Source organism: Sphingobacterium sp. B29 (assembly GCF_001952815.1).
GTDB lineage: Bacteria > Bacteroidota > Bacteroidia > Sphingobacteriales > Sphingobacteriaceae > Sphingobacterium > Sphingobacterium siyangense.
On the sequence record NZ_CP019158.1, the window covers coordinates 4,206,247 to 4,233,244 of the forward strand.

Consider the following 26,998-nt stretch of genomic DNA (forward strand, 5'->3'; position numbering starts at 1 on the left):
AAGACAGATATTAATCCTTATTTTATGAAAAAAGATTATTTGTATAATGAAATAGCAGACAATATTGCCAATAAGATTAATTCAGGTGTCTTAAAAGCCGGCGAGAAACTACCTTCAGTGAGAAATCTAAGTGCTGAACACGGTATCAGTATAAATACCGCAAAAAGGATATTTCTAGAGCTGGAAGGACGTTCACTTATACGGTCCAAACCTCAGTCCGGCTACTTCGTTAGTCCTCCAAACTATTTGCAGCTTCCTTTGGCCGCAGCCAGTCAACCTATTCCAATCGCCAATAACCGAGAACCAGATCAATTAATGAATAAGGTGTATTCAACCATGGGGCGCCGGGATTTAACCTTATTTTCGATCGGTGTTCCTTCGGGAAGTCTCCTGCCTACTGCAAAATTGAAAAAAGAAATCGTTCTCGCTACAAAGGAGCTCAGCGATGGTGGCACAGCATATGAGCCCCTGCAGGGCAATATAAAATTACGTCGTATGGTAGCTGTACGTTCATTGGCCTGGGGTGGAAATCTAAACGAAGATGAGGTCGTTACCACCAACGGCTGTATGAATGCTTTGGTTTTATGTCTGATGGCCTTAACCAAACCTGGAGATACACTGGCTCTTGAAAGCCCCTGCTATCCGGGTATCCTCCAACTTGCCGTTAGCCTGGGACTTAAGGTGCTGGAACTAGCCACGGACCCCATCACGGGAATAGACATTGAAGCCCTCAAAAAGCTATTGCCCGAAATCAAAGTCTGCTTACTGGTTCCCAATTTTAACACCCCTCTGGGCTATTGCATGCCGGATGAGAACAAGCGGGAAATTGTATCACTGCTAGCAAAACATCATATCCCGCTGATCGAAGATGACACCTACGGCGACCTCCATTTTGGTATCCAACGCCCCAAATGTTGCAAATCTTTTGACCTCGATGGCAATGTACTCTGGTGCGGATCAGTTTCAAAGACATTGGCTCCGGGCTTCCGTGTCGGATGGGTCGCTCCTGGAAAATACAAGGAGCAGATTATCAAACTAAAACTAATCCATTCCCTATCATCTACAACGATCATCAACGAGGCGGTGGGAAATTTTCTATTAACAGGAAAGTATGAAAACCACCTACGTAAACTCCGTAGATCATTAACAGAAAACTACCAGCAGTATGCCGCTATCATCGCGGACCATTTTCCGGAAGGCACTAAAATAAGCCGCCCTCAGGGCGGACTCGCCCTATGGGTTGAATTTCCAAAACATATCGATACAGGCAAGCTATACAATTATGCGCTTAAACTACAGATTAGCATTTCACCGGGAAGGATCTTCACCTTGCAGGATCAATTTCACCATTGCATGCGTCTCTGCATTGGTTTACCCTGGAGCAATGAAATCGCCTTAAAATTAAAACAGCTTGGTAAACTCGCAAAAGCCCTCCAATAGATTATAACATTAAAGAATAAAACCAACAGTCAAGACAGGAAACAACAAGTCGAAGCCTATGCTTACTTGAGTTCCAGTTCCAGCCTGTGTTTACCAGCCTCCAATTGGACGATATCGCTGCTTCTAACATTATCCGGTGGATAAAATGTTGCCGTCGCATTAGCAGGTATTTGGATATTATATACGATCATTTTATCCGTTAACTTCCATTCGGAAACAATTTTACCGTAGGGTGAATCGTAAGAAATAGAAGATTCTTTCAATTCCTGGGGGAAGATAGGTTTTAAGAGCACATGTTTAAATCCAGGTTGTTTAGGATCTGGCAGAATCCCGCCGATAGATTTAAAAAACCAACCACCGATTTCGCCAAACATCATGTGGTTGTCTGAAATATCCCGTGTTGCTTTTAAATCCCAGTTCTCCAACAATGTTGTCGCTCCATTTACAATCCACCATCCCCAAGACGGGTAGGTATCTTGTACCGCGACCTTATAGGCTGTCGTTGCGTAACCGTTATCTTTTAACGCATTCAATAATGCTTTAGCACCCAATACACCTACATCCAAATGAAAGTTGGTCTCTTCCACTTTCTTATTCAGGTTGGCTGCAACGCGGGCTTTCATTTCATCGGGTACAACACCCCAATAGAGTGGTACACTCAGTTCGGTCTGTGTTCCATTGCTATAAACACCTTTGGAAGCATCTAAAAATTTAGCGTTGATGGCCGTTTTTATTTTCTCGCTTAGCAGTTCATATTTTTGCTGATCTGCTGTGTACCCAAACAATTTGGCCGCAGCAGCCAAGATGGTCGCATCCACATAAAAATAAACAGATGAGGTCAACTCCAGATTGGACTGTGACTTAACCGGCACCCAGTCTCCACGCCCAAAAGTTGTTAAGCCAGACGGGCTGATTCCATCTACATAATCGACATAGCGTTTGATATTTAGATAACATTCTTCTAATGCACGTGGGTCTCCATAAAACTGATAGATCTGCCATGGAATGATGGCAATGGTGCTTGTCCAATCCAAACCATTTGCGGTACCATAGCCCCATCCGCCAGTTGGAATAATATCGGGTAAGACACCATTCTCCTGTTGTTCATCACGATGATCTGCCATCCACTTTTCATAAACTGTTATCCCGTCAAAATTGTAAAAAGCTGTTTCAATCGCTAGATGCCCATCCCCTGTCCAACCGTTCTTTTCGCGCTGCGGACAGTCTGTAGGATAGCCCATCAAATTGGACAAGTAGGCATTGTTGGTCGCTTCCCATAGTTTGTTGACCAACGCTGATGATGTCTTAAGCTGTCCAATAGCAGGCACATCACTATGCATAAAATAGGCGGTCACAGCCGAACTATCCAACGCGATCGCTGCACTACTACTAATTTCGACGTAACGAAATCCCTTGTAACCGAACTTGGCCATAAACTCATCATACCGACCACTTAAGGTCAATATATCGGTCTGAAAGGGCTCCTTTTCCTTATCGCCCCGATAATAAACATCAATATTGGACTGATCAAGATGCCCATCCGCCAACAACCGCTCACCATGCTTGATACGCAGCATAGTACCCGCAGCTCCTTTCACCTTAATTTTTGTAATCCCGGCCATATTCTGGCCCATATCGAACACATAGGTACGTTGGTCTATCTTTGTCACTGATTTCGGCTTATAGGACTTCACGAGCCGAATCGGTACCATCTGTTGGGAAACGATATGTGCAGATGGCGCATTTCTATACTGAACAGCCTGCCAGGCCGAATCATCGTATTTTGGTTTATCCCAGTTGGGTATTTCTAGTCTTGCATCGTAATGCTCACCAGTGTAAATATTATTATAGGTGATTGGTCCTGACGCTGTCTTCCACTGCTTATCCGAAACAATGGTTTCCGTCGTTCCATCTGTATAAACGATTTTCAGTTCTAAACAGAATGTTGGCCGGGCCCGCCATGGTGCTTTATCAAAATTCCAAACGGCCAGTGGTTGATGATTATACCAGCCATTCCCCAAAACAACGCCAATGGCGTTCTCTCCTTTTTGAAGCTGCTGGGTTACGTCCGTCACGACATACAATGTCCGTCGGTCAAATCGAGTATACATTGGATCCAGACGATGGTCGCCAACGCGCTGGCCATTAATGGAAAGTTCATATAATCCTGCTGCGGCAATATATGCGCGGGCAGATTTTATCTGCTTATTTGCCTTAAATTCTGTTCTAAAATAAGGCGTTTCTCGCGCATGAATATCCTTATTGTCGCTGATCCATTTTCCTTTCCAAAGGTCCATTCCCATCATGCCCGTTTCGAACGATGCTATTTCTGAACGTGTTGATACACCATCCTTATCCCATACTTTAACCTTCCAGAAGTACTTGGTCTGTGGCTTTAACTGTGCGCCATTATAGGACACTAACATAGCCGAGCTGAACTGTTTGCCACTATCCCAGTTATCTTTGGTCTCTCGCAGCAGTGCCAGCGAATCTTGCCCTAAAAAGATCTGATAAGCCTGTTGTACCGCACCTTTACGTTGGTCCTCAAGTCGCCAGCTAAGTCTTGGGTGAATTGCATCAATACCCAATGGATTGACCAAATGTTCGCATGTCAACTGCACGGCGCTGCAGTTGTTTTTAGGTTGGGCATAAGTGTTGCTAGCGATACACAACAATGTTGTCAATAAAATCCTACGCATTAAAAGATACTATTCTTGGTGGTTGTTAAATTGTTTTAGCTGATTCAAAAAACTAATATATCAAATATTTCCCACATACTGACCTGTACTTTCCTGTACAATAAACCCAAGTCTGCAAAATAAAATTCTTGCAACTTTCATAAAAATAACCTTATCTTAGTCACAACTTTAGGGGTGTCTGCTCGTGCAGGCTGAGATTTTACCCTTAGAACCTGATCCGGATCATACTGGCGTAGGGAAAAGTGAGCTGTCTACAAGGTGCATTGCTGTGCCTTTGTGTAGCCATTCCTAAAGTTTTACCAAAAAAATTAAGGAATGGAACTTACAATAAACCATCAGATTCGATTTTTCGACCCCTCGCTTACTTCATTGGAAGGCTTGTTGCTTTTGGAATTATCCGGCCAAACTCAGGGCGTGGCTGTAGCTATTAACAACAAAGTCATACCCAAAAAGGACTGGGCTACGACACCACTAAAACCGCACGATCAGATTATTTTAATCACCGCGTCCCAGGGCGGATAGCTATTCCCCAAAAATCAATCGAACCGAGTAATTCACCCCAATAAGAAAAAAATGACAGCTGAAAAAATTACGCAATCGCCCTTTCCAAATGCAAAGAAAATTTTTGTATCCGGAAAACTATTTCCTATTCAAGTCGCTATGCGTCAAATCTCCTTGAGTCCAACCAAATTAACGAATGGAGAAGTAGAAATTAATCCCCCGGTAACAGTCTATGATACTTCTGGACCATATACCGATGACACCATCCATATCGATATCCGAAAAGGCCTCCCGCGCCTTCGCGAACAGTGGATCTTAGATCGTCAGGATGTCATACAGCTGCCTGGCACCAGCTCTGAATATGGACAAAAACGCCTTTCTGATCCAACGTTGGATGAACTCCGATTCGCGTATAGCCATAAACCAAAAGTAGCCTCTGCCGGCAGGAATGTCACCCAATTACATTATGCAAAGCAAGGCATCATTACGCCTGAAATGGAGTACGTTGCTATCCGTGAAAACCAACGTATCGAGCAGCTCACGGCCAGTACCTCCGGAATGGATCATCAGCATAAAGGACAGAATTTTGGTGCCAGAACACATGATAAAGCAATTACACCAGAATTTGTCCGTGAGGAAATCGCTGCCGGAAGAGCAATCATCCCCAATAATATCAATCATCCTGAAAGTGAACCCATGATTATCGGGCGCAACTTTCTTGTTAAAATTAATGCCAATATTGGCAATAGTGCTGTAAGCTCAAGTATAGAGGAAGAAGTTGAGAAAGCAGTATGGGCCTGTCGTTGGGGAGCCGATACCATCATGGACCTGTCCACTGGCAAAAATATTCACGAAACCCGCGAATGGATTATCCGTAACTCGCCCGTTCCAATCGGTACAGTACCGATCTATCAGGCGCTCGAAAAAGTGAAGGGGGTGGCCGAGGACCTTACCTGGGAAATATTCAAAGATACCTTGATTGAACAGGCCGAACAGGGTGTTTCTTACTTTACCATACACGCCGGCGTACTGCTTCGTTATATCCATCTCACCGCTTCTCGAGTAACGGGAATTGTCTCCAGAGGAGGGTCTATCATGGCCAAATGGTGTCTTTTCCACCACAAAGAGAACTTTCTCTATACCCATTTTGAGGAGATCTGTGAGATTATGAAGCGATATGATGTTGCTTTTTCACTTGGCGATGGTCTCCGTCCAGGAGCCATTGCAGACGCCAACGATGCGGCTCAATTTGCGGAGCTCGAAACACTGGGCGAGCTCACCAAGATCGCCTGGAAACACGATGTTCAGGTGATGATCGAAGGTCCGGGCCATGTTCCTATGCAATTGATCAAAGAGAATATGGACAAGCAATTGGCTTGTTGTGACGAAGCACCATTTTATACCTTGGGCCCCTTAACAACTGATATTGCTCCAGGTTATGACCACATCACATCAGCCATTGGAGCTGCGATGATCGGATGGTATGGATGTGCGATGCTTTGCTATGTGACGCCCAAAGAACATCTGGGCTTACCAAATAAAAAAGACGTTAAAGACGGTGTAATCACCTATAAACTAGCTGCCCATGCGGCCGATTTGGCCAAAGGACATCCAGGTGCGCAATACCGTGATAATGCCTTGAGTAAAGCGAGATTTGAATTTAGATGGGAAGATCAATTCAACCTTTCCCTCGATCCAGATACAGCACGTGAATATCATGACGAAACATTGCCGGCAGATGCGGCCAAAGTGGCTCACTTCTGCTCCATGTGCGGTCCCAAATTTTGCTCCATGAAAATTACGCAGGAAATCAGAGATAGTGCCGCACAAGGGATGCTGGAAAAATCGCAGGAATTCATCGCGCAAGGAAAAGAGATTTATTCATGATCATCGCTTTTACAGCATCAGAAACGATCCCTTCTGAAATAGGGATTATAAATGCTTTGTTCAAAGAAGGACTTGATATCCTGCATTTGCGCAAGTATCATTTTACGGACCTACAAATGTCCAGGTACGTTGAATCTATAGATTCAACGTACCTGGACAGATTGGTCCTACATTCCCACCCTCACCTATCGGCTGAGCTCGGAATCGCACGTATTCATATGAACGAAAAGAATAGAAAGGATAGATCAACAAATCAAATGCTGTCTACAGCAATCTGTTCGACATCTGTGCATGATATCGATCAATTCAATAACCTTGATGAATGTTGGGCCTATGCTTTTCTAAGTCCATTATTTCCGAGCATCTCAAAAGTGGGGTATGGCGTGTATAACGCAAGGTTGGATCAGCTCCCGTCGCGCTCCAACTTTACTGTTGGTCTCATCGGTCTTGGAGGGATAAACCAAGGCAATTGCCTTATTCCGATGCAGCAAGGTGCAGATGGAATTGCCTTATATGGTACTTTATGGAAGCACCCTGATCCAGTTCAAAATTTTATAGCATGCAAACAAAAACTATGGAAAAACTCCAATATATATCGCAGGGACAAACATTAACTGAACAAAAAAATAACATACTGAAAGCGCTGGATGCGGGGGCCAAATGGATACAGATCAGATGGAAGGACGCCGATGAAAAGAGCCGCTACATGCTTGCAGAACAGATCAAGCAAACCTGTTCCGAATTTGGTGCCAGCTGTATCATCAATGACCATCCTTTGCTTGCAGCGGCTGTAGATGCTGATGGCGTGCACTTGGGACTAGATGACTGCAGCGTCAGAGCTGCCCGGGACATATTGGGTGCAGGAAAAATAATTGGCGGTACTGCCAATAGCTTTTCGGATGTAAAACAAAGAATAAGTGAACATTGTGACTATATCGGACTCGGACCATTCAACTATACCACAACAAAACAAAAACTAAGTCCCCTACTGGGAATTGCAGGATATGAAAGCATCATCCAACAAGTCCGCCTAGCAGGCTTGCCCCCTATTCCAATATTCGCAATTGGCGGTATAAGCCAACTTGAAGATATCCAACAGCTATTAGAAATTGGAGTTTATGGTGTAGCACTCTCCGGAATCGTAACCAAGACTCCAAACATTGTTTCATCCATCAATAAAATTTTATTATGAGCAACCTACATATAGCCGATCGCGTATTTGAATCCAGATTATTTCTGGGTACGGGCAAATTCGGTAATCTCACAGAAATGAGCGATGCCATTGTGGCTTCGGCCTCCCAATTGGTCACTGTTGCCCTCAAACGAATCGACCAGACCAACGCAGACGACAGTCTCATCAGTGCGCTCGATCTGGCGGCAATCCATTTGCTTCCCAATACTTCGGGAGCACGAACTGCTGAAGAAGCTGTGCTCGCAGCCCAACTTGCACGGGAGGCATTGGAAACCAACTGGGTAAAGCTGGAAATTCATCCCGACCCCCGTTATTTACTGCCCGATCCTATTGAAACCCTGCGTGCAACTGAATCGCTGGCCAAACTGGGTTTCGTTGTCATGCCCTATATTCACGCAGATCCAGTACTTTGTAAAAGATTGGAAAATGCAGGTACAGCAGTTGTTATGCCTTTAGGTGCTCCTATTGGTAGTAATAAAGGGCTTCGCACACTGGACTTTCTCGAAATTATTATTGAGGAGAGTAATGTCCCTGTGGTTGTAGATGCTGGGATCGGAGCTCCATCCGATGCCGCCAAAGCCATGGAAATCGGAGCGGATGCAGTCTTGGTCAATACGGCAATTGCGGTCTCGAATAATCCGATACGTATGGCCGAAGCATTCAAAGAGGCCGTTATCGCTGGCCGAAAGGCTTATGAGGCCGGTTTAGGAAAGATCGGATCACAAGCAATCGGTTCGAGTCCCTTAACTTCATTTTTATTTGATTGATGATTCACTTATGACAGATTTCAAAACGATACTCGATGAATACTCCTGGAATGACGTCCACATGCAGATTTATGACGCTACCAATCAGGATGTACAACATGCGTTAGAAAAAGACCATTTAACGCTCGCTGACTTTAGGGCGCTCATCTCACCGGCTGCAGCACCGTATCTGGAACAAATGGCACAAAAAACACAACAAATCACCCAACGTCGCTTCGGTAAAACCATACAGCTCTATGCCCCTCTTTACCTGAGCAATGAGTGCCAAAACATCTGTACATATTGCGGTTTTAGCATGGACAATAAAATTAAACGCAAAACCCTCAGCAACACCGAACTATTACTGGAGGCGATGACACTTAAATCCATGGGAATCAACCACATTTTGCTAGTCAGCGGAGAAGCCAACAAAACGGTCGAGATCAATTATTTCCTAAACGCTATTCACCTTTTAAAACCTCATTTTTCACAGATATCCATTGAGGTACAGCCACTGGAAGAATCCGAGTACCGACTACTACAGACCGCAGGTGTATATGCAATTTTGGTCTATCAGGAAACCTACCATCGGGAAGTTTACAAACAATATCATCCGAAAGGAAAGAAGTCCAATTTTGACTATCGTTTGGATACGCCCGACCGTATAGGCCGGGCTGGAATCCATAAAATCGGTCTGGGGGTATTACTTGGGCTAGAGGACTGGCGGGTGGACAGCTTTTTCACCGCGGCACACATTGCCTATTTGCAAAAACAATATTGGCAGACACGCTATTCCATTTCCTTTCCACGCTTACGACCAGCCGCGGGTTCTGTTGAACCAAATTTTCATTTGGCCGATCGTGATCTGCTGCAGTTGATCTGCGCATATCGTCTGTGGAATGAAAATTTGGAAATCTCCATTTCAACCAGAGAAAACCAAACCTTCAGGGATCATATCATACCCATTGGCGTAACCACAATGAGTGCAGCTTCAAAAACCAATCCTGGAGGCTATGTTGTCGATCCCCAAGCTTTGGAACAATTTGAAGTAAGTGATGAAAGAAATATGGAAACAATAAAAAATCAAATCCGAAAAATGGGCTATTCTCCAGTGATGAAAGACTGGGAAAGCAATTATGCCGGTATAGTACGTTAAATACATGAAAAAAGATAACATTTTTGATCGCTATAGCAGACAGATTTTTATCGAAGAGATTGGCGTTGCCGGACAACGGAAGATTATGGATGCCAAGGTATTGGTCGTCGGTGCAGGCGGACTCGGGAGTCCTGTCGTTCAATATTTAGCCGCGGCCGGTATAGGCAAACTTGGGCTGGTTGATTTTGACCGGGTTGAAATCCACAATCTTAATAGACAGATCATTCATTCCGAAAATAATATACACCAAGCAAAAACAGAAAGTGCCACAGCCTATGTACGACAGCACAATAGCACAATTGATTTTGAACCCTTTCAGGTAAAAATAGATGCTGACAACGCGCTAGCAATGCTCGCGCCCTATCATATCATTGTCGATTGCTGTGATAACTTTACAACGCGCTATCTGCTTAATCAGACCTGCCTACAACTCGATAAACCTTTGGTATACGGTAGCATCTATGGTTTCGAAGGCCAGCTAGCTGTCTTTAACTATCAGGGTAGTAAAAACCTATTAGATATCTTTCCAACACCGCCCGATCCGGAGCAGGTTCCAAATTGCGATAAAAATGGGGTGCTAGGCCCCTTGCCCGGTATTATCGGCAGTATGATGGCCATGCAGGTACTTAAAATAATAACCGGATTACCCGTAGATAGCAACCAGTTAACGATTGTTGACACATTTCATTGGCGTTTTTCGAAACTCCTATTCTAAGGATTATTTCGGAAGACGTACCACAAAATGAGATAGAACGCTTTAAAAGAGCTCAAAAATTTATTTTAAAACAACTAGCGACAAACAAAATTTCCTAATTTTAGTTTATATATTAGCAAGCTTAAATGTCAAATTTACGATCTGGAATGAAAAAAGTAATTTATCCATTACTCTCCCTCTCTTTATTACCCTTATTTTCTGTCGCGCAAGAGACGAAACTCACCGCTGATGATCTATTTGTAAAAGCGCGAAAAGTAGCTTTTGATTCAAAAGATTATCCGCAAGCCATTCAATTATCAAAACAGGCCCTACTTCAAGCACCAGATTACACGGATATTAGCATTTTTCTCGGACGTCTTTATACCTGGTCGGATAAAATTGATTCGGCACGAACCATTTTTACAGAACTGGAAAAAAAGAATGCAAGTGATGAAGATTTCTTTTTAGCCTACGCCTCATTGGAATATTGGAATGATCAGACTGACAAAGCGATTGCAATTACAGACAAAGGGCTTAGCATACATCCGCAGTCTCAGGATTTACTTCTTTTAAAAGGTAAAATAAGTTATGGCAATGATCATTATGAGGCAGCCGAAAAGGCAATTAATAGTTTATTGGCAATTAATCCTAAAAATACGGAAGCAAGAGCGCTGGCAAAAAATATTGAAGAATATACGGCTAAAAATGCAATCGGTCTGACGTACAATTTCGTATATTTTGACAAACAGTTTGATCATAATTGGCACATTGTTGGATTAAGCTATAAACGGGCAACACCAATAGGATCCGTTATTTTCAGAACGAACTATGCGAATAAATTTGCAGAAAATGGCGTCCAATTTGAGATGGAGGCTTACCCACGGCTTTCAAAAATATTTTACCTATATGTCGGTGCTGGATATTCCAATAATGTGGGGATTTTTGCGAAATATAGAACTGGTGTGTCTCTCTATGCCAATCTTCCGAACAGCTTTGAGGGGGAAATCGGATATCGTCAGCTTTATTTTAGTGACAACATCTGGATGTACACGGCTTCAGTCGGAAAATATTACCAAAACTTTTGGTTCAATCTGAGGACTTACCTTACACCGGGCGAAAAGAATATTTCCCAATCCTATACCGGAACAGTCCGCTATTATACAAAAGGAGCAAATGATTACTTCGGATTTAGTGCCGGAACGGGTCTGAGCCCCGAGGAAAACCGAAATAATCTATTGGACAACGCTTCCTATAAATTAAAAACATTCAAAGTAGGTGCCGAGTATAATTTCTCCGTTAAGCAAAGTAACTTATTTTCAATTTCGGGCACCTATTATAACCAAGAATTCAGGCCGAAAGAGCGAGGAAATCAATTGGACATCATCCTCGGTTATATTCGAAAATTCTAGTTCTTTTTTGTTCGATTAAAGTAATTTGTATAAACACTATCCGGAAGAAGTCGCTTTTGCGTATAAAAAAGTTTGTTCTTGCGCTTAAATAATTCAAAGCGCTTGGACAATTCTTCTTTCGCATTATCCGCGGCGGCATCTTCATTGAGCACACCATCCAGTTTATACAGTTGTCCATCGGAAAGATGGTAACTGCCTTTCACAAAATCATTCAATTGATTTTTACTCTGCATCATGGCTATACCATCACCCTGTGCCGATGCACCCTTATCGAGCCCCTGACCGATCCATGTAACCTGGGTAGGCGTTTTAAGCCCAAAATTCTCGCGATAGTAGGCCAATATAGAAGGCGCGACATCAAAATGGCTAACAAAATTATGAAAAGTCTTTGGCTCTTTTAAAAGTGGTGAATAAATCAACAAGGGAACATGATAACGATCGATTTTGCTTTGTAAGGGTATCTCAGGCATCGCGTGGTCTCCAGTTATGACAAAAATAGTATTTGCAAAATCTGGTCTCTTTTTATATTCTTTAAAGAACTGCTCCATCGCATCATCCAAATTCAGTACCGAAACAAGTTGGGTACGGTTTTCCAAAGCCCACTCTTTTTGTTCCGGTGTAAGGTTCAATGTTGCTATACGTTGATCAAACAATTGCTCATAATGAGCCGCATTATTGATCAAAAACGGATTATGGGTTGATAGCGTTAAAAGCACATGGAAATAAGGGTGTTCCTGTACTTTCTGCACTTCAAGAAGTTTGCTAAAGACAGCTTGATCTTCATATCCCCAGCTCTCCCCACCCTTTTCGGGCAATTTTTTATAGGGAGGTCCAAATGCCGCTTGGTCCATGAGCATATCTATTTTATTATAATCCATGAACTTTTTCATGAAATCAAAATTAGAATGACCACCATAGAAAAATCCAGTATTGAATCCATTGCTCTTCAGAATATTAAAGAGATTGAAGTTGTCTGGCAAGGTGTCTTGTTCCAGGAATCCATGTGTCGCAAAAGGCAACGAACCTGTTATGGTCGGTAAAACGGAAAATGTCCGACCTGAGGAACTCATATTATTATCCCAATACAAAGACTGTTGCTTCAATGTACCTATAAAAGGTGTAAAGTTGCCAATATAACCATTTTCAGCACTATAGGCATGTCCTAAACCCTCGATAACAAGAATGACCAAATTGGGTACTTTCGCTGTTTTTTGCATGTATGTCCCCAGGAAATCTTTCGTGTCCTCTTTTTTCAAAAAAGGAAATTTAGTATCTAATACTTTTGCATCATCGCCGTCTTTACTGAACATCGCGAGCATCCCCGGGTGTTCATCCACGTAATTGGATAAATTGGAGTCGAAAAAATAACGCCATTTACTCCGGCTTGCATTGGCTACGAATTCATCTTTTTCGGCGCGACCTCCCAAAAGCGAAGCCGAGGAGATGAAAAACGATATGATCCCCAAAGATAACAGTGCAATACTAGCATAGGACTTTTTGAATGTTTGCTTATTGGCAATCCAAAGGGGGACCCAAGAGATTACAATCAATAATAAAAGCAAGGCAATATTGGTAAAACTCAACATACCGCTAGCCTCCAAAATTTGCTTCATCTCTTCCGAACTGTAATAGAACATATCAGCTCCAAGCAAATTTCTGGATTCGCCAAAATACAGAAACAAGATGAATTGCATAACGACAATAAACGAGAACGATATGACCATAAGAAGTCTCGCCCAAAAACTGCTTATGAACTGAAGCAATAAATAGCCGATTCCCAAACAGGCCAAGGCTTGAAAGATGAACAGGGTGTTATCCAAAAACAGGTACTTCCCGGCATGTGACTCCGAAAGCTGAACAAATCGACGACCGTACCACCACCATTCTACTCCAACGGATAACATATACAGCGCAAAGACCACCAACATAACAGGCCCTAAGCTCTGTAACGACAGATTTAATCGCTGACCGAGGTATTTCCAAACCGACTCATTCGCATCTTTTTGTTGAAAGCCTTGTCGCGTCATTTCTCCCCAGCCATGCTGCTTCCGAAAATAATCAACAACCCCCTGTACTCCAGCTTTAACAACAATGGGATGAAAGTATAAAGGTTCTAATATCGCCGTAGTAATTAGCGTGGAGAGATCTCTTTTCTTAGAATAAACCTGATGGCTAACAAGATCAACCAAGATTGCATAGATCGAATATAAAATTCCGGAAGCAATCACCAATGCAAATAGCGCAAAGAAAAATGGCCAGTTGATGATGCCCAGAATAAAGAAGATTATAAAAACTATATAGCCGGTAAATTCGACAATGGGCCCCAGGAATTCAAAGAAAAACCAATAAGGCATACTGACCATACCAAAACGGCCATATTTCGGATTGAACATGAGCTTCCGATGTTTCCATAAGGTCTCCATTGTGCCCCGCATCCAACGATTACGCTGTTTACGTAATACTTCTTTTGACTCGGGTACTTCGGTCCAGCACAATGGATCAGGAATGTTGACCACCTCGTAGGCTTGCTTTTGCTCCTCCATATAACGGCGCATACGAACAACAAGCTCCATATCTTCTCCTACCGTATTTCGGTCATACCCCCCACAAGCCAATACGATCTCCCGGTCAAAAGCGCCAAATGCCCCGGAAATAAGAATTAAACCCGAAGCCCTTGACCAAGCCATTCGACCTAAAATAAAAGCACGGATGTACTCTAAGGCCTGCGTACGCCCCAACCATGATTTTGGAAGATTAACGTCCACGACAGAACCATTCACGACATTACAGTTATTGGCCAAACGTATAACTCCGCCGCAGGCTATAACGCGTTTGTCGGTCTGTTCCAAAAATGGCTTTGCTAATTTTAGAATAGCATCCTGTTCCAAAATACAATCTACATCAATACAGACGATATAATCTCCAGAAGAAATATTAACGCCGACGTTGAGCGCATCAGCCTTACCGCCATTTTCCTTGTCAACAACAATCAGCTTCTTAAATGCTGGATTTTTGCTCTTATAGATTCCCCTTATATCCTTGGTCTCAATATTTCCCTGAACAAAAAAAAGACGTTGGCTCAAGTTCATAAGAGGCGATCAATTTCAAAATTGAGTCGTCTTTACTACCATCATTGACGATGATAATTTCCAGATTATGATAATATAGCGACAATAAAGAACGTACATTTTCAACGATGGTCATCCCCTCGTTGTAGGCTGGAGCAATCAGACTGAATGTAGGCGCGTTGGGGTTGGTCGCAATAATACTATAATCCGTAAACGTATTATTGTGTTTGTAACGAAACACCGCTCCATAAGCGTATAGCCCTATCCACGTATAGATAATGAATACTGCTGCCGAATAAAGCAAAAATAACCAAACTATAATTTCGTATACGATATGGGAAAACTCTAACATTTTTTCTCTTGCAATGCGTGTTTAATAATTTGTGTAAGTTCGTCGTATGTATCTTCACGTTGTGAAATTTCGCGGAGATAATGTTCTTCTCCCAGCACAACAAGTACTTCTGCAGCAGAAATTTTAATTGACACTTCGCTATGGTTCCAAAGTTGATCCTTTAGAAAATGCTCACTTTCTCTACTTTTGGCAATTTTCATCGCTTTAAGGATTTCAATCTGGACTTCGATGGGTTGCAGATCAAAATTCTGTATAAATTGCTGAATTGTCCCACTGTTCTCAATGGCCTGCAATGTTCGTATGGCTTGTATACGCACCTTCGTAGATGGATGATCCAATAGGTTAAAAACTTCCGTATAAAAAGTCATCAATCTAAATTTTCGGATCAAGCGCAATGTAAATATGACAACCGAATCATTTGAACTCTTAAGCCAGGTATCCACATGTAACTCCGAGAGTTCGGGTATTTCATGAATAGAAAACAATAAACGTAATTGTTGCCAGTCGGATAAGGGGCGATCAAAATGATCCAAAAAACCAAGTCCCTCATACCCTTTGAAACTTACGATTGCATATTGTGCCTCTTGATATACCGCAGTGCGGGAATCATTAAGCTTGGCTGTTATCTCGGGGATTGCTGATTCGACATTCATCGCAGCAAGCTCCTGAACCCCACCGGCAACCAAATAAGCTTTTCTATGGCGAAGCTTTCGCCAAGCTTCATCCTCCAATTTAAAATCTTGAAACAACCTATTGATCGATTGTTTAGCCCCACCAGAAAATTTTCTATCAGAATCAACTAATACATCCAAAAAAAGAGCTCGAAAAGAAGGTTCTTTCAAATACTCCGCAAACTGCAGGTCTCGATCGCCATTCTCATCGCCACCAACAATAGTCTCCATAATTTTGTACTCGATGATCTGTCGCCACGATTGCCTATTATGAAGGATTCTATAGCTATAGAAGCTGTATCCCAGTACCGTGATAATCAGCAATAGTACTAAAATCAATACGATAACAATCGCCAAAATAAGCTCATGTAGCTCGATATTGTGATGCATAATTTAGTTTTATTTATTTATTAGGCGTTTTATCCTAAGAATCAGTTCGTTTGGACTAAACGGCTTAACCATAAAATCAGATGCGCCTAGATCAAATGCATCGACCACGACCTCCTCCTGGCCCATGCTCGATAATACGATGACCGGGATTTTCTTTCCGATAGTCTTTATTGCTGAAAGAATTTCAATACCGGAAGCAAAAGGCATCATAATATCCGTTACAACCAAATCCAAATCCAGCTCATTAATTTTCTCGATGGCTTCACGACCATTTCTGGTCAGCACCACTTCGTGTCCCTCTTTTACTAATTTGTGTTCAACAGTACGTAGTATCAATTCGTCGTCTTCCGCTATTAAAATCAACATATCATTATTTATTTAAGATTTTTCCAATTAATTCCAATCCGATATCCATTTCCTGTTCGATTGCCACAAAAGCGATGGCAAGCTCTGTTTCAATCGTTGGGCTAGTCTCCAAGTCTTTGGTCATTTGGGCCAACTTGATAAGTCCGGCTGTCGATGAAGTTCCCCGCAACTTATGAAGGAGTTCCTTGATGCGTACAATATCGTTTGTATCTATTGCCTCCTTTAACTGCTTTCTAGACCCCGTTATTTCCCGCACGACCAAATCCAGAAAAAAGGTTAAAAATGCGGGATCATCACCGGCCTGTTCTTCGAGGCGCTGCATATCCAAATGCTCATCCAAATCCTCTAGATCTGAAGCTTCGGCAGCACTAGGTTTTACCGATAACATCGCCTTTTCCAGGGCCTTGAACAAATCCTGTTGTCGAATGGGTTTAGCGAGAAAGTCCGACATCCCCGCATCGAGACAGCGTTCCTTTTCGCCAGAAATATTACCTGCAGTAACACCGATAATGGGTGTTTCAGCATAAGCTGCCATTTGCCGGATCTGTTTGGTTGCTTCGATCCCATCGACTTCGGGCATCTGAACATCCATCAAAATAAAATCAAATTGTTTTTCTTTGCAAGCTTGAATGGCTTGTGCTCCATCAGAAACTTCGGTTAAATGTGCTCCAGGCATTATGCTTGCCATCATGCGTAAATTAAGGGCCATATTAACGGCATTGTCGTCTGCCAACAACACTTGAACGTCTTGACCGTACGAATCCGATGATAACGATAAGTTTGCATTCGCCTTTAATTGCACGGCATCCTCCCTATTCTGCTGTATCGCCCTTCTTAAAGTCGAATACAGTTCCTCAGATTTAATCGGCTTAAGTAGACAGAATGACCGCTCCTCCTGTCTAAATGCTGAAATTACCTCATGCTCTTCAGACGAAGTGTGCAACACGATCAAAGGGATACCTTCTTCCTGTTTTTTAAAGAGTTCTTTGATTTTTTCTATCGTTTCGAGGCCCGATAAGATCGGCATATGGTAGTCCATTAAAATAACATCGAAACGTTCCCCTTTCATCAGCAACTGTAAGGCTTCCATGCCGTTTTCTGCGAGGACAGATTCGACGTTTTTATAGGCCAGCATATGCTGCAGGATAATCCGATTATTAGCATTGTCATCGACAACGAGAACACGATTTAAAGGTAAAGCTGTATCTTCATCTTCCATTTCTTCACATCGGACCTCGATATCAAAATAGAACGTCGATCCGACACCCAGTTCGCTTTCCAGATTCAATTTACTTCCCATGTATTTCAAGAGGTTGTTGGAGATTGTCAAACCGAGTCCCGTGCCGCCATATCGTTTACTTACTGAGCTATCTTCTTGCGTAAAGGCATCAAAGATGCGTTGTTGTTTCTCTGGCGGAATTCCTATCCCGGTATCTCTAACCGCAAAACGTAAGGTTAATTTATTCTCATCATTGCGAAGTTTGCTGATCTTAAATTCGATTTCGCCTTTTTCCGTAAACTTAACTGCATTACCTAATAAATTCACCAACACTTGCTTAATACGTGCCTCATCAATCCAAACAAAAGCCGGCAGTCCCTGCTCAATGTTCAAAAGCAGTTCGACTTCTTTTCGTTGTGCTTGATAGAGAACAACATTAATAACCTGATTGGCTACATCATATACGTTATACTTATCGACAAATAATTCGAGTTTACCCGATTCAATTTTTGAAAAGTCTAAAATGTCATTAATAATATTGAGTAAGCTATTTCCCGATTCATTGATATAGCCGAGGTATTGTAGCTGTGTATCATTTAACGGTGTTTTTAATAACAAATCGGAGAATCCGATCACACCGTTTAAAGGCGTTCGAATTTCGTGACTCATATTGGCGAGGAATTCGGACTTTGCTTTACTCGCCAGATCGGCCAGTTCCTTCGCTAACTTTAATTCATCATTTATTTTTACCGATTCCGTGGTATTTTGTGTAAAAATAATGATCCCACCTATACTTCCATCAGCAAGATGCCAAGGTCTTACTTCCCAATTGAAATGTTGCGCTTCGGCAAGTCCACCAGCCTGTATGACCTCATCCGTATTCTTATAAGGTATTCCCTCCAGCGCATCAAGGTAGATTTTTTTTCTATTTTCTGGGATATTTGGGAACAGTTTAAAAAAGTTACTATTTGGCGGCAAGCTTGCCCCTTCGTGAAAATCTTCTAACCATTGATTACTTACCGAAATATAGTTAAAGTCTCGGTCAAACATAGCAACCGAAGCAGGAACATAATCCACAAACGCACGTAACATCGATTCTTTGCGTTCCAGCTCCAAGTATAGCGATTTACTTTGATCGATATCCTGAATAATTCCAAAAACACGCTTACACACATCGTTTTCAAATTCGGGAATACCCTTTACCCGTACCCAAATTGATTCGCCATCTTGCTTTAATAGACGCAATTCCGTATCGTAAGGTGTTCTTGATGTAATGGCATCTTCAAAAATTCCACGCAAAATAACCTGGCTTTCCGGCTCATAAAATCCGATTGCATGTTCAAAATCAGGTGTAAAATCAGGAGCCACACCATGAATTAGCTTCGTGGAGTCGGACCAATAAACCTTATTTTCAACTAAGTTGACCTCCCATCCGCCAACCTGAGCGACAGCATTGGTCTGCTCCAGGATCTGTTTGGTATGCAAAAGATCATTTTCAAGTCGCAATCGATCCGTCATATTCAAGGCTGTACTGACAACATAAGATCGCCCATTTTCATCCGTTTCCAACATATTGTGGTATAGCCAAGAAATATCTTCACCATCTTTTGTTTGGAGAACCATCATTCCAGAATCCTCTTTATTGCTGGCAATGCGCTTGAGATATTCCTCAACCAGACCCACATGATGAGACGGAACCAATTTCTTCAGGTTAAGTCCTTTTACCTCTTCTTTGGCATACCGCAATATCTCTCTTCCTTTTTCATTGACGGATAGAATATTACCGTCCAAATCATGCATACTCATGAGGCCAATCGCATTTTCAAAAAAGCTACGAAATCTACGTTCGGAATTCTCCAACTTGAGTTTTTCTTCGCGTTCTTTTGTTACGTTTCTGCCAAAGGCCAGAATATCATGGTTTATCGGATCATATTTGAAATGCCATTCAATTTCTACAACTTGACCATTTTCTGTTTTAGTCCTACTTGTAGATTGAACGCCGTATTTTGTTTCCTCAACTCGACCTAAGTCCGACACTAACTCCCTTTCAGTGTCTCCCAATAATGTAAAAATAGATTTGCCTAAACTATTCGATCTGGACAATCCCAAGACTTTACTAAATGCAGGGTTAACTTCTCTTACCTTGCGCGTCTCATCCAATACACAAATAATATTGTTCGTCAAGTGAAAAATTTCGGAGAAATAACCAGCCTGTACTTTTCGTTTTTTTCCCAATAATATTTTGGTTACTGCCTTGCCAAGCTCCTCCAACGAGTCTTTTTGTTTATCCGAAAGCTTTTTCGAATGGAAATCAATGACACAGATTGTTCCAAGAGCATCGCCATCATCATCCAAAAGAGGAACTCCGGCATAAAAACGAATATTTCCTTCGCGAATTAATGGATTGGAAGACGAGCGTGGATCTTCAAAAGTATCTTCAATAACAAGGACCTCCTTGCTCATTATGGTATATTGACAGACCGTATTCTTCCTTTCAACGGTATCCAGCTCCATCCCAACACAACTTTGAATACGTTGTGTTTCTTCTTCCATCATGGCAATTAAAGATGCAGGGCAATCTGTAATCAGACAGGCTGCCTGCGCAAAAACATCCAGCTCAGGGTCTTTCCCGAGTCCCATTAACTCATAGGACTTTAATTTTTCTATCCTTCTTAACTCATTTTCAGGAAAAACATTATTTGCCATTCACTTCTAATATTTAGATCTGGTTTATTGTGACCGTGAAGTTAATAAAAACATTGTTTAACGCCTAAACAATAAGGAAATATTGATCAGATAATGTTTTATAAAGAACAAACAACTGGTAAATTAGTTGATGCAATAAAAAGATTTACCAGACATCCTTTTCATAATTTAGTTATTTACTAATTGAATTTTATAAAGCTTGACCTTATTAAGAAAGACAACTGTATATTTTATGAAGTCTGTACAAACTGATCAAATAAATAGCTTAAAAACGAAAGAGCCCCGCTAGATGTGATAGCGGGGCTCTTCAATATATTTAAATTAAAAAAGTTTTCCAATACTCTGTTCGGCATAGCCAGCACTTGCTGTCATTCCCTTCCCTCCAATACCGGTTCTGACATGTATTCTTGGGCTAACGTCGATTTCAAGAATATGATCTTTGTGCTGCGAATAATAACCTGCCCAAGAAGATGAAATCCAGGTACGCTCCATTGGCATGATACGGTTGGCTTCTGCAATCATTAATTCATTGATATAGGAGCTTACTGAGAAGCCCAGTTCATCCAGTCTGTTGCCCGCTGCATATTCATGCGAATCACCGATAATAATACTACCATCCGTGGCCTGTTTAAATAGGATATGAATTCCATAATTGCGCAGCTCCTGATAGTGATCAGGCATTGGAATTGTCTGAAACGATGGACAATATTCTTCAAAACTCTCGTATCGACGAATGGTCAACCCAGTTAAGATATTCCCCGGAAGATGTATATGAGCGATAGGCTTTGTACGCATCATTTGCAACTTGCTAATTTCAAGCCCGCTATTATCAAACAAGGAACGATATAAAATTTTAAACTCGTATCCATTGCAGATAAGCAATTTCTTCCCTTCAAAGTTTTCTAGCGTGCTGCTTGTGACAACAACAGCATCATTTTTATCCTCGCAGGCCACAATTGTCGTATCGTATTTCAACGTATAGTCCACAAACTTATTTTGCATATAAATATGCAGTTGTCTAATCATTGACTCGGGTTCTACACTGAGTTCCTGCGGAAAAAAGATAGCTTCTTTAACATAATCAGCATTCATTACGGGATATTTCAATAAAACCTGTTCCTTTGAACAAAGTTCATGATCATATCCTTTTCCCTCATAGTGCTTAGATAGCTCGTGAAGCACCTGAACTTCATCACTATCCGAAGCAATATAGATGCTGCCGTTATTTCTAACAGATATATCCATCTCTTTCTGAATAGACTGATATATTTCAAGTCCTCGCACACCATAATCAAACCATTCGCCTGCCATCCCCGATGGCACTACCTGTCCGAAATTACGAACAGTAGATCCCACGGGGAAATTATCTTTTTCGAGTTGGAGCACGCGTAATCCCATTTGTAACGCATGATAGGCATGAAAGGTCCCTAAAATCCCCCCCCCAACAATAATTAAATCATATGTATTTGTTTTCATCTTTATAAATAGAATATCATAAAAAAGTATAGTTAACTAATTTGCACTTCTCCTTTTGTGGTATGCCAAGGGGCCAACAACTCACCATCACTTCCTTTCATCTGTTCTTTTTTTCGAATAAAATAGAGTAGAGAGAAGATACCCAAAATAGCTCCGATAATAGAGGCTAAAAAGACCAATTGAATAAAGTAATTTCCCCAAGTAACAGAATTTGGCATAAACTCTTTGTTTACCAATATCAGAAAACTACCCAAATAACCGATAGAGTCAGCCATATACATAACAAAACCGATGTTACTTTTCATACGATATGTTGCGATCATTCGCTCAAAAAATATCGCATTGTAAGGGATGTATGCCATATACAAGCCCAAACCGACGAGCAACATCCAACTTAAACCGTCAATCCATTGTTTCGTAAACAAATAGGTAGAAATACCTGCAGTCAGAAAACCTATAATGATCATATAGTGGATCAACTTAAATGCTTTAAGATTATTTTTAACCATGATTAGACAACTTACCAGCAGCAGTACAATCAAGGAGATAGTCCCATCAACTTTTGCAAAAATGCCCGCCCCTTTCACATGTAACATCTGCCAGATTTCAACCTCAAAATTATCGCGTACATCACGTAAAATAGTAAGCATGGTGTAAACGATAATAGTCAAAACGATACCCGGCATAAAGGTTTTAAAAAAGTGTTTTCGCATTTTACTATCCATCGCAATGCGTTCCGTCCGTAGCCTCTTATCCTCTTCTGTTGGCCCTGGAGCATTTTCCAATATCCATACACACAAAACAAAGGGCAGAAAAAACAGTAAACCCGTCAAAAATGGCATCCAAAACTCGTTAACATGAAAAGAAGACATCAACCACCGTCCAACCGTTTTTATCAGTCCTGACGCGAAAATCAAGCTCACAGACATCACTGCCCCCATAATCTCTGTAAACCGCCTTCCCTCTAAATAACTAAATACCAAGCCCCAAACCATTCCCAATGGAAAACCATTGATAAAAAGAAAGACAACATTCCAAGGTCTCGGACAAACTGCAAATGCCAAAAGTCCTATCCATGAAATACAAATCAAACCGATTAAATATCGCCCTCTATTACGCTGTTTACTTTCAGAGATAAATTTAATGCCATAAAACTTGGACAACAAATACCCCAGCATTTGAATGACCACCATACAGACTTTATAATCGACACCAAAAACAGTATCATTTGCAAAAGCAGATGCCGTAAATGACTTTCTAAATGAATACATACTCGTGTAACATAAAAATGCTGTAACAGCCAGAACAATAGCCACAGATTTCTCATCCAATCTATTTATGCGTCTTTTTATTCGTTGGTTTAACTCCATATTTAAACTTGTTAACAGACCTCATTGTCCGCAATCAAAAGTAAATTTTGGAAATTAACACAAGACTAAACTTTTGTTAAGTATTTATAAACAAATATAAACATCCCTTTGCGATACGAAAAGTATAAAATAAAAAAAGCATCACTGAATGATTCAATGATGCTCTGACAATTAACAGGTTGTCCTCTATTTCTTATTTTCAAAAAAGTATACAATTAGCATAACGGCCTTTTCACTTCCAACATTACGCGGTGTATGTGACAATCGTCCATTAAAAAAGATCGAATCGCCCTCTTCTAAGCTTATTTTTTGATCATTGAAGATGTACTCAACCTGTCCGCTAATGATATATTTATATTCATAAGCTTCGGTCTCAACCATTGGTCGCTGTGCATCTGGAAGCAACTCCAAAAGAACAATGTCCATGGTCGAACTATCCATCGCAGATGTAAAAATCCTTTTATAATGGAAACCAATCGCCGACTCTTTTTCAAACGGACTATACGTATCTTTTTTCCGAACGACCACAGGACCTGAATCCAATTCAGAATTAAAATCTTTAAAAAACTCATTAAGATCAATATTCAGTGCATTGATGATATTAATCAATACGAGTAAGGAGGGTATTGTTCTATTATTTTCAATCTGCGAAATAAGTCCCTTGCTTACCCCCGCTCTATCAGCAACTTCCTGTATGGTAATTCCTTTTTCTTTTCGAATTTCCTTAATCTTATTACTAATCTTGAATATCGTATTATCTTCCATAATTTGGCCAAAAGTAAACATTTTTCCTATGTCGCGTATATTAAGTTTTTATCACCTAATCATAGGCCACCTCTAAAATTAGGATATTTCACTGTTATCAGAAAACTGCGGTTCAATAGTCGGCGATATTGTACTCTTCTGATTTGATCGAAGCGCTACCAAAATGTTTGGGATTCTCCTTTTGCCCCAGATCTAAGGTGTAGTATGAATGTCCACATGGCGGGCCATGCCCCTTTTGCACTTCCAAGTTTAGCTCGGATTTCTATACGCCCGTACTGAAAAGCAAACTTTCCCTTACTCCATATCCCGCCTGTCAAAAATGGTCTTGAATCTCTATTTTTGTCTGTATTTTTAATTCCTTTAAGAATCAACTCTCCATTTTCCCATCCAAAACAGGCGTCATCTGTACTCATGTGTCGATTCCAGTCAGCTCCGCCTGCTGGAATCCGGGACCATTTACTACTGTCTAGCTTAGGGGAATTAAAGTGCTCTTCCCATACCAGCTTCCATTCCTTAACCTCGCGATCTTTCTTTTGCACATATACATAAGGATGATCTTTGGGACTATAATGAACACCACATGCAGAAAACAACAGATAAAAAAAACTTAGTCCTAGGACTCTTTTCATGATTAACATTAATTGTTTGCGAAAAAAATGAGTTAGGCCTAAATTTAGACATAATTTACCATACCTGATAGATTCCCGAACAATTAAGAGGGACTAAAACGCAAAGGAAAAAGGAAATGTAATTTTTTACTATCCTTAAAACATAGGATGTGCGTTTGCTGCATTTTTAGGAACATCTTGCTGTGCATCCCAATGCTCCACAATTTTACCTTTTTCTAGCCTGAAGATATCAATAGTCGATTTAAGACTACCATCTGGATTCTTATTTTTTAGGTGAATGAAGACCAAATCTCCATCCGAAGCAATGTGTTGCACATCAATCTTCGTTTTAGGCTGTCCTTCAAACCATTTCGCCGCAGCGAGCTTAAATGCTGCTGCTCCATCCGCAACAGAGGGATTATGTTGGATATATCCGGGAGAAATGTACTTATCAACTGCAGAAACATCCTTATCACCAAACATTTGCTGATAAAAATCTAAAACGATTCTTTTGTTCTCTTTGTTTTCGTCAAGTTGTTTTTGTGCAGCCTCCTTTGATTCATTTGTCTGTGGCTGCTGACAGCCTAGCGTTAGCAATAAAACAGAGAAAGTCATGACCTTAACTATTGTTCTATTTTTCATCTTTAAATCTATTTTTAATTGAAGTCTTCGATTTCCACCTCACATTAGCACAATCCAATTTACCTAAATTATACAATATATAAGGCTTTTATTTGAGTTCATTTACACGATTAAATATTGGCATGAAAATTGGATTTACTGTCTATAGTATAATATTCAGAAATATACATTTCATAAATTTAGGTTAATAATTGGTTAGGTTAAACACCTGAAGCCCCCAACTTCAGGTGTTTTTTTATAGATTTTCGAAAATCACTATCGCCTAAAAAACAAAATTGCCAATTATTGCTTTTATTAATCTAGTTCAATAAAATTCCCTGTTGGTCGGCGTAACTTTACATTAGTTAAGAAAATAAAATTATCAGCTATGGAAAATAAAATATTAGGGTTACATCACATTACTGCGATAGCAGACAACGCAAAGCGAAATCTCGATTTTTACACGAGAGTACTGGGTGTACGCCTTGTCAAAAAAACAGTTAATTTCGACGACCCTGGCACCTATCACTTCTACTTCGGCAATGAACAGGGCGAACCAGGAACGATCCTTACATTTTTCCCATGGGAAGGTATCGGAAAGGGTACCGCAGGAGCAGGAATGGCAACTCATATTGGCTATGCCGTACCTCAAGGAAGTTTGGATTTTTGGAAAAATCGCTTAGGGGAACATCAGATTAGTTTACAGGAAAGTGAAATTTTTGGAGAGAAGCTAATTTCATTTAATGATCCCGATGGATTGCAGCTTCAGTTTATTGAAACGAAAGATGATAGAAAGGCATGGACAACGACTGACATCAATAGCGAACATGCACTAAAAGGCTTCCATAATATCACACTTTCATTAAAAGAAGCAGATCCGACGCTAAAAGTATTGACCGATATTTTGGGTTATTCGCTGCAACAACAACAAGATAATCGTTATAGGTTAACAACGGATAGCATTGATACAGCTAACATCGTTGACATAATAGCGGATAAAAATCTGCCATACGGCAAAAATGCAGCCGGTACAAACCATCATGTCGCATTTCGGGTAAAGGACGACAATGTTTTGATGGAGTATCGTGAAAAGGTGCTTTCAGCAGGGTTAGATATCACACCAAAAATAGATCGAGATTACTTTTTCTCACTCTATTTTCGTGAACCTGGTGGTGTCTTATTTGAAATCGCGACAGACAATCCCGGATTTACGGTAGACGAACCGCTATCCAGTTTAGGATCGGCACTCAAATTGCCAAAGCAATATGAAAGCTACCGTTCGCAGATTGAACAGACATTGCCAAAAATCGATTAATTAAATTATATAAACATCATTATACAAACGAGGAAGTTATGGAAAGAACTGAAATTGTATTAGACAAAAATCAACGTGGAGAGCTCCAATTATTCTCCGATGAACGCAAAGCAGGTTTGATGAGTATCGCTATCATTGACGGTAATCTCGTTGTTTACCATACAGAGGTGGACGAAGCCTATGAGGGAAGAGGATTTGCAAAAATACTGCTCGAGAAATTGGTATCTCATGCGCGCGAAAACAACATGAAAATTGTTCCATTATGTCCTTATGTAAATGCGCAGTTTCATCGTCATCCAGAACTATATCAAGACGTTTGGTTTAAAAAAACGGTATAAACTATCCTA

Annotated in this window: 22 protein-coding genes and 1 riboswitch; of the genes, 11 read left to right on the plus strand and 11 right to left on the minus strand. The window is 41.0% G+C overall.

Annotation, left to right across the window (positions count from 1 at the left end; genetic code table 11):
* Positions 1 to 24 precede the first annotated feature (24 nt).
* Positions 25 to 1,440, plus strand: a complete 1,416-nt coding sequence (locus tag BV902_RS18110; protein ID WP_075993147.1) for an aminotransferase-like domain-containing protein — start codon at positions 25 to 27, stop codon at positions 1,438 to 1,440.
* Positions 1,441 to 1,502: 62 nt separating this feature from the next.
* On the opposite strand, the gene BV902_RS18115 is transcribed toward BV902_RS18110, so the two are convergent.
* Positions 1,503 to 4,139 carry an alpha-L-rhamnosidase gene (locus BV902_RS18115; RefSeq protein WP_075993148.1) on the minus strand — a complete coding sequence of 879 codons (2,637 nt, stop codon included), beginning with the start codon at positions 4,137 to 4,139 and terminating at the stop codon, positions 1,503 to 1,505.
* 160 nt (positions 4,140 to 4,299) lie between these two features.
* A riboswitch (TPP riboswitch) is annotated at positions 4,300 to 4,395 on the plus strand.
* Between the two features lie 59 nt (positions 4,396 to 4,454).
* Between BV902_RS18115 and thiS the strand changes: the two genes are divergently transcribed.
* The 8 genes from thiS to BV902_RS18155 all read left to right on the plus strand — a co-directional run bounded on the left by thiS (position 4,455) and on the right by BV902_RS18155 (position 11,724).
* The gene (thiS, locus tag BV902_RS18120; RefSeq protein ID WP_075993149.1) at positions 4,455 to 4,661 is read left to right on the plus strand and encodes a sulfur carrier protein ThiS; all 207 of its coding nucleotides are present in this window, start codon (positions 4,455 to 4,457) and stop codon (positions 4,659 to 4,661) included.
* 51 nt (positions 4,662 to 4,712) lie between these two features.
* Positions 4,713 to 6,527 carry a phosphomethylpyrimidine synthase ThiC gene (thiC, locus tag BV902_RS18125; protein ID WP_075993150.1) on the plus strand — a complete coding sequence of 605 codons (1,815 nt, stop codon included), beginning with the start codon at positions 4,713 to 4,715 and terminating at the stop codon, positions 6,525 to 6,527.
* Positions 6,524 to 7,141, plus strand: a complete 618-nt coding sequence (locus BV902_RS18130; RefSeq protein ID WP_075993151.1) for a thiamine phosphate synthase — start codon at positions 6,524 to 6,526, stop codon at positions 7,139 to 7,141. Before thiC ends, BV902_RS18130 begins: the two co-directional genes overlap by 4 nt.
* Positions 7,087 to 7,719 carry a thiamine phosphate synthase gene (locus BV902_RS18135; RefSeq protein ID WP_237241712.1) on the plus strand — a complete coding sequence of 211 codons (633 nt, stop codon included), beginning with the start codon at positions 7,087 to 7,089 and terminating at the stop codon, positions 7,717 to 7,719. Before BV902_RS18130 ends, BV902_RS18135 begins: the two co-directional genes overlap by 55 nt.
* Positions 7,716 to 8,486 (plus strand): thiazole synthase, encoded by a 771-nt coding sequence (locus tag BV902_RS18140; protein WP_075993153.1) that lies wholly within the window; start codon positions 7,716 to 7,718, stop codon positions 8,484 to 8,486. The genes BV902_RS18135 and BV902_RS18140 overlap by 4 nt, the downstream gene beginning before the upstream one ends.
* Before the next feature lie 10 nt (positions 8,487 to 8,496).
* Positions 8,497 to 9,621 (plus strand): 2-iminoacetate synthase ThiH, encoded by a 1,125-nt coding sequence (thiH, locus tag BV902_RS18145; protein WP_075993154.1) that lies wholly within the window; start codon positions 8,497 to 8,499, stop codon positions 9,619 to 9,621.
* 4 nt (positions 9,622 to 9,625) lie between these two features.
* The gene (locus BV902_RS18150; protein WP_075993155.1) at positions 9,626 to 10,336 is read left to right on the plus strand and encodes a HesA/MoeB/ThiF family protein; all 711 of its coding nucleotides are present in this window, start codon (positions 9,626 to 9,628) and stop codon (positions 10,334 to 10,336) included.
* Between the two features lie 146 nt (positions 10,337 to 10,482).
* Complete coding sequence (locus tag BV902_RS18155; RefSeq protein ID WP_083663830.1) at positions 10,483 to 11,724, plus strand: YaiO family outer membrane beta-barrel protein; 1,242 nt, start codon at positions 10,483 to 10,485, stop codon at positions 11,722 to 11,724.
* Here the strand turns inward: BV902_RS18155 and BV902_RS28370 are convergent.
* From BV902_RS28370 to BV902_RS18200, 10 genes are all read right to left on the minus strand, one after another.
* Positions 11,721 to 14,813: a sulfatase-like hydrolase/transferase gene (locus tag BV902_RS28370; RefSeq protein ID WP_216640373.1), complete on the minus strand. Its 3,093-nt coding sequence runs from the start codon at positions 14,811 to 14,813 to the stop codon at positions 11,721 to 11,723. The two genes, BV902_RS18155 and BV902_RS28370, sit on opposite strands and share 4 nt — an antisense overlap.
* Positions 14,770 to 15,144 carry a glycosyltransferase gene (locus BV902_RS28375; RefSeq protein WP_216640374.1) on the minus strand — a complete coding sequence of 125 codons (375 nt, stop codon included), beginning with the start codon at positions 15,142 to 15,144 and terminating at the stop codon, positions 14,770 to 14,772. The genes BV902_RS28370 and BV902_RS28375 overlap by 44 nt, the downstream gene beginning before the upstream one ends.
* Positions 15,138 to 16,205 (minus strand): HEAT repeat domain-containing protein, encoded by a 1,068-nt coding sequence (locus BV902_RS18165; RefSeq protein ID WP_075993156.1) that lies wholly within the window; start codon positions 16,203 to 16,205, stop codon positions 15,138 to 15,140. Before BV902_RS18165 ends, BV902_RS28375 begins: the two co-directional genes overlap by 7 nt.
* Positions 16,206 to 16,214: 9 nt before the next feature.
* Positions 16,215 to 16,571 carry a response regulator transcription factor gene (locus BV902_RS18170; RefSeq protein WP_075993157.1) on the minus strand — a complete coding sequence of 119 codons (357 nt, stop codon included), beginning with the start codon at positions 16,569 to 16,571 and terminating at the stop codon, positions 16,215 to 16,217.
* Positions 16,572 to 16,575: 4 nt separating this feature from the next.
* Positions 16,576 to 20,496 carry a response regulator gene (locus BV902_RS18175; protein ID WP_075993158.1) on the minus strand — a complete coding sequence of 1,307 codons (3,921 nt, stop codon included), beginning with the start codon at positions 20,494 to 20,496 and terminating at the stop codon, positions 16,576 to 16,578.
* Between the two features lie 321 nt (positions 20,497 to 20,817).
* Positions 20,818 to 21,972 carry a TIGR03364 family FAD-dependent oxidoreductase gene (locus BV902_RS18180; protein ID WP_075993159.1) on the minus strand — a complete coding sequence of 385 codons (1,155 nt, stop codon included), beginning with the start codon at positions 21,970 to 21,972 and terminating at the stop codon, positions 20,818 to 20,820.
* Positions 21,973 to 22,004: 32 nt separating this feature from the next.
* A complete protein-coding gene (locus BV902_RS18185) occupies positions 22,005 to 23,342 on the minus strand; it encodes a DUF5690 family protein (RefSeq protein WP_075993160.1) in 1,338 nt (445 codons plus the stop codon).
* A gap of 186 nt (positions 23,343 to 23,528) precedes the next feature.
* Positions 23,529 to 24,107 (minus strand): helix-turn-helix domain-containing protein, encoded by a 579-nt coding sequence (locus BV902_RS18190; protein WP_075994857.1) that lies wholly within the window; start codon positions 24,105 to 24,107, stop codon positions 23,529 to 23,531.
* A 155-nt stretch (positions 24,108 to 24,262) separates the two neighbouring features.
* The gene (locus BV902_RS18195) at positions 24,263 to 24,736 is read right to left on the minus strand and encodes a glycoside hydrolase family 16 protein (RefSeq protein WP_172840707.1); all 474 of its coding nucleotides are present in this window, start codon (positions 24,734 to 24,736) and stop codon (positions 24,263 to 24,265) included.
* A gap of 135 nt (positions 24,737 to 24,871) precedes the next feature.
* A complete protein-coding gene (locus BV902_RS18200) occupies positions 24,872 to 25,357 on the minus strand; it encodes a nuclear transport factor 2 family protein (protein ID WP_075993162.1) in 486 nt (161 codons plus the stop codon).
* A 367-nt stretch (positions 25,358 to 25,724) separates the two neighbouring features.
* Here BV902_RS18200 and BV902_RS18205 point away from each other — a divergent pair, with 367 nt between their 5' ends.
* Positions 25,725 to 26,651, plus strand: a complete 927-nt coding sequence (locus BV902_RS18205; RefSeq protein WP_075993163.1) for a ring-cleaving dioxygenase — start codon at positions 25,725 to 25,727, stop codon at positions 26,649 to 26,651.
* Positions 26,651 to 26,989, plus strand: a complete 339-nt coding sequence (locus BV902_RS18210; RefSeq protein ID WP_335682284.1) for a GNAT family N-acetyltransferase — start codon at positions 26,651 to 26,653, stop codon at positions 26,987 to 26,989. Before BV902_RS18205 ends, BV902_RS18210 begins: the two co-directional genes overlap by 1 nt.
* The last annotated feature ends 9 nt before the right edge of the window (positions 26,990 to 26,998 follow it).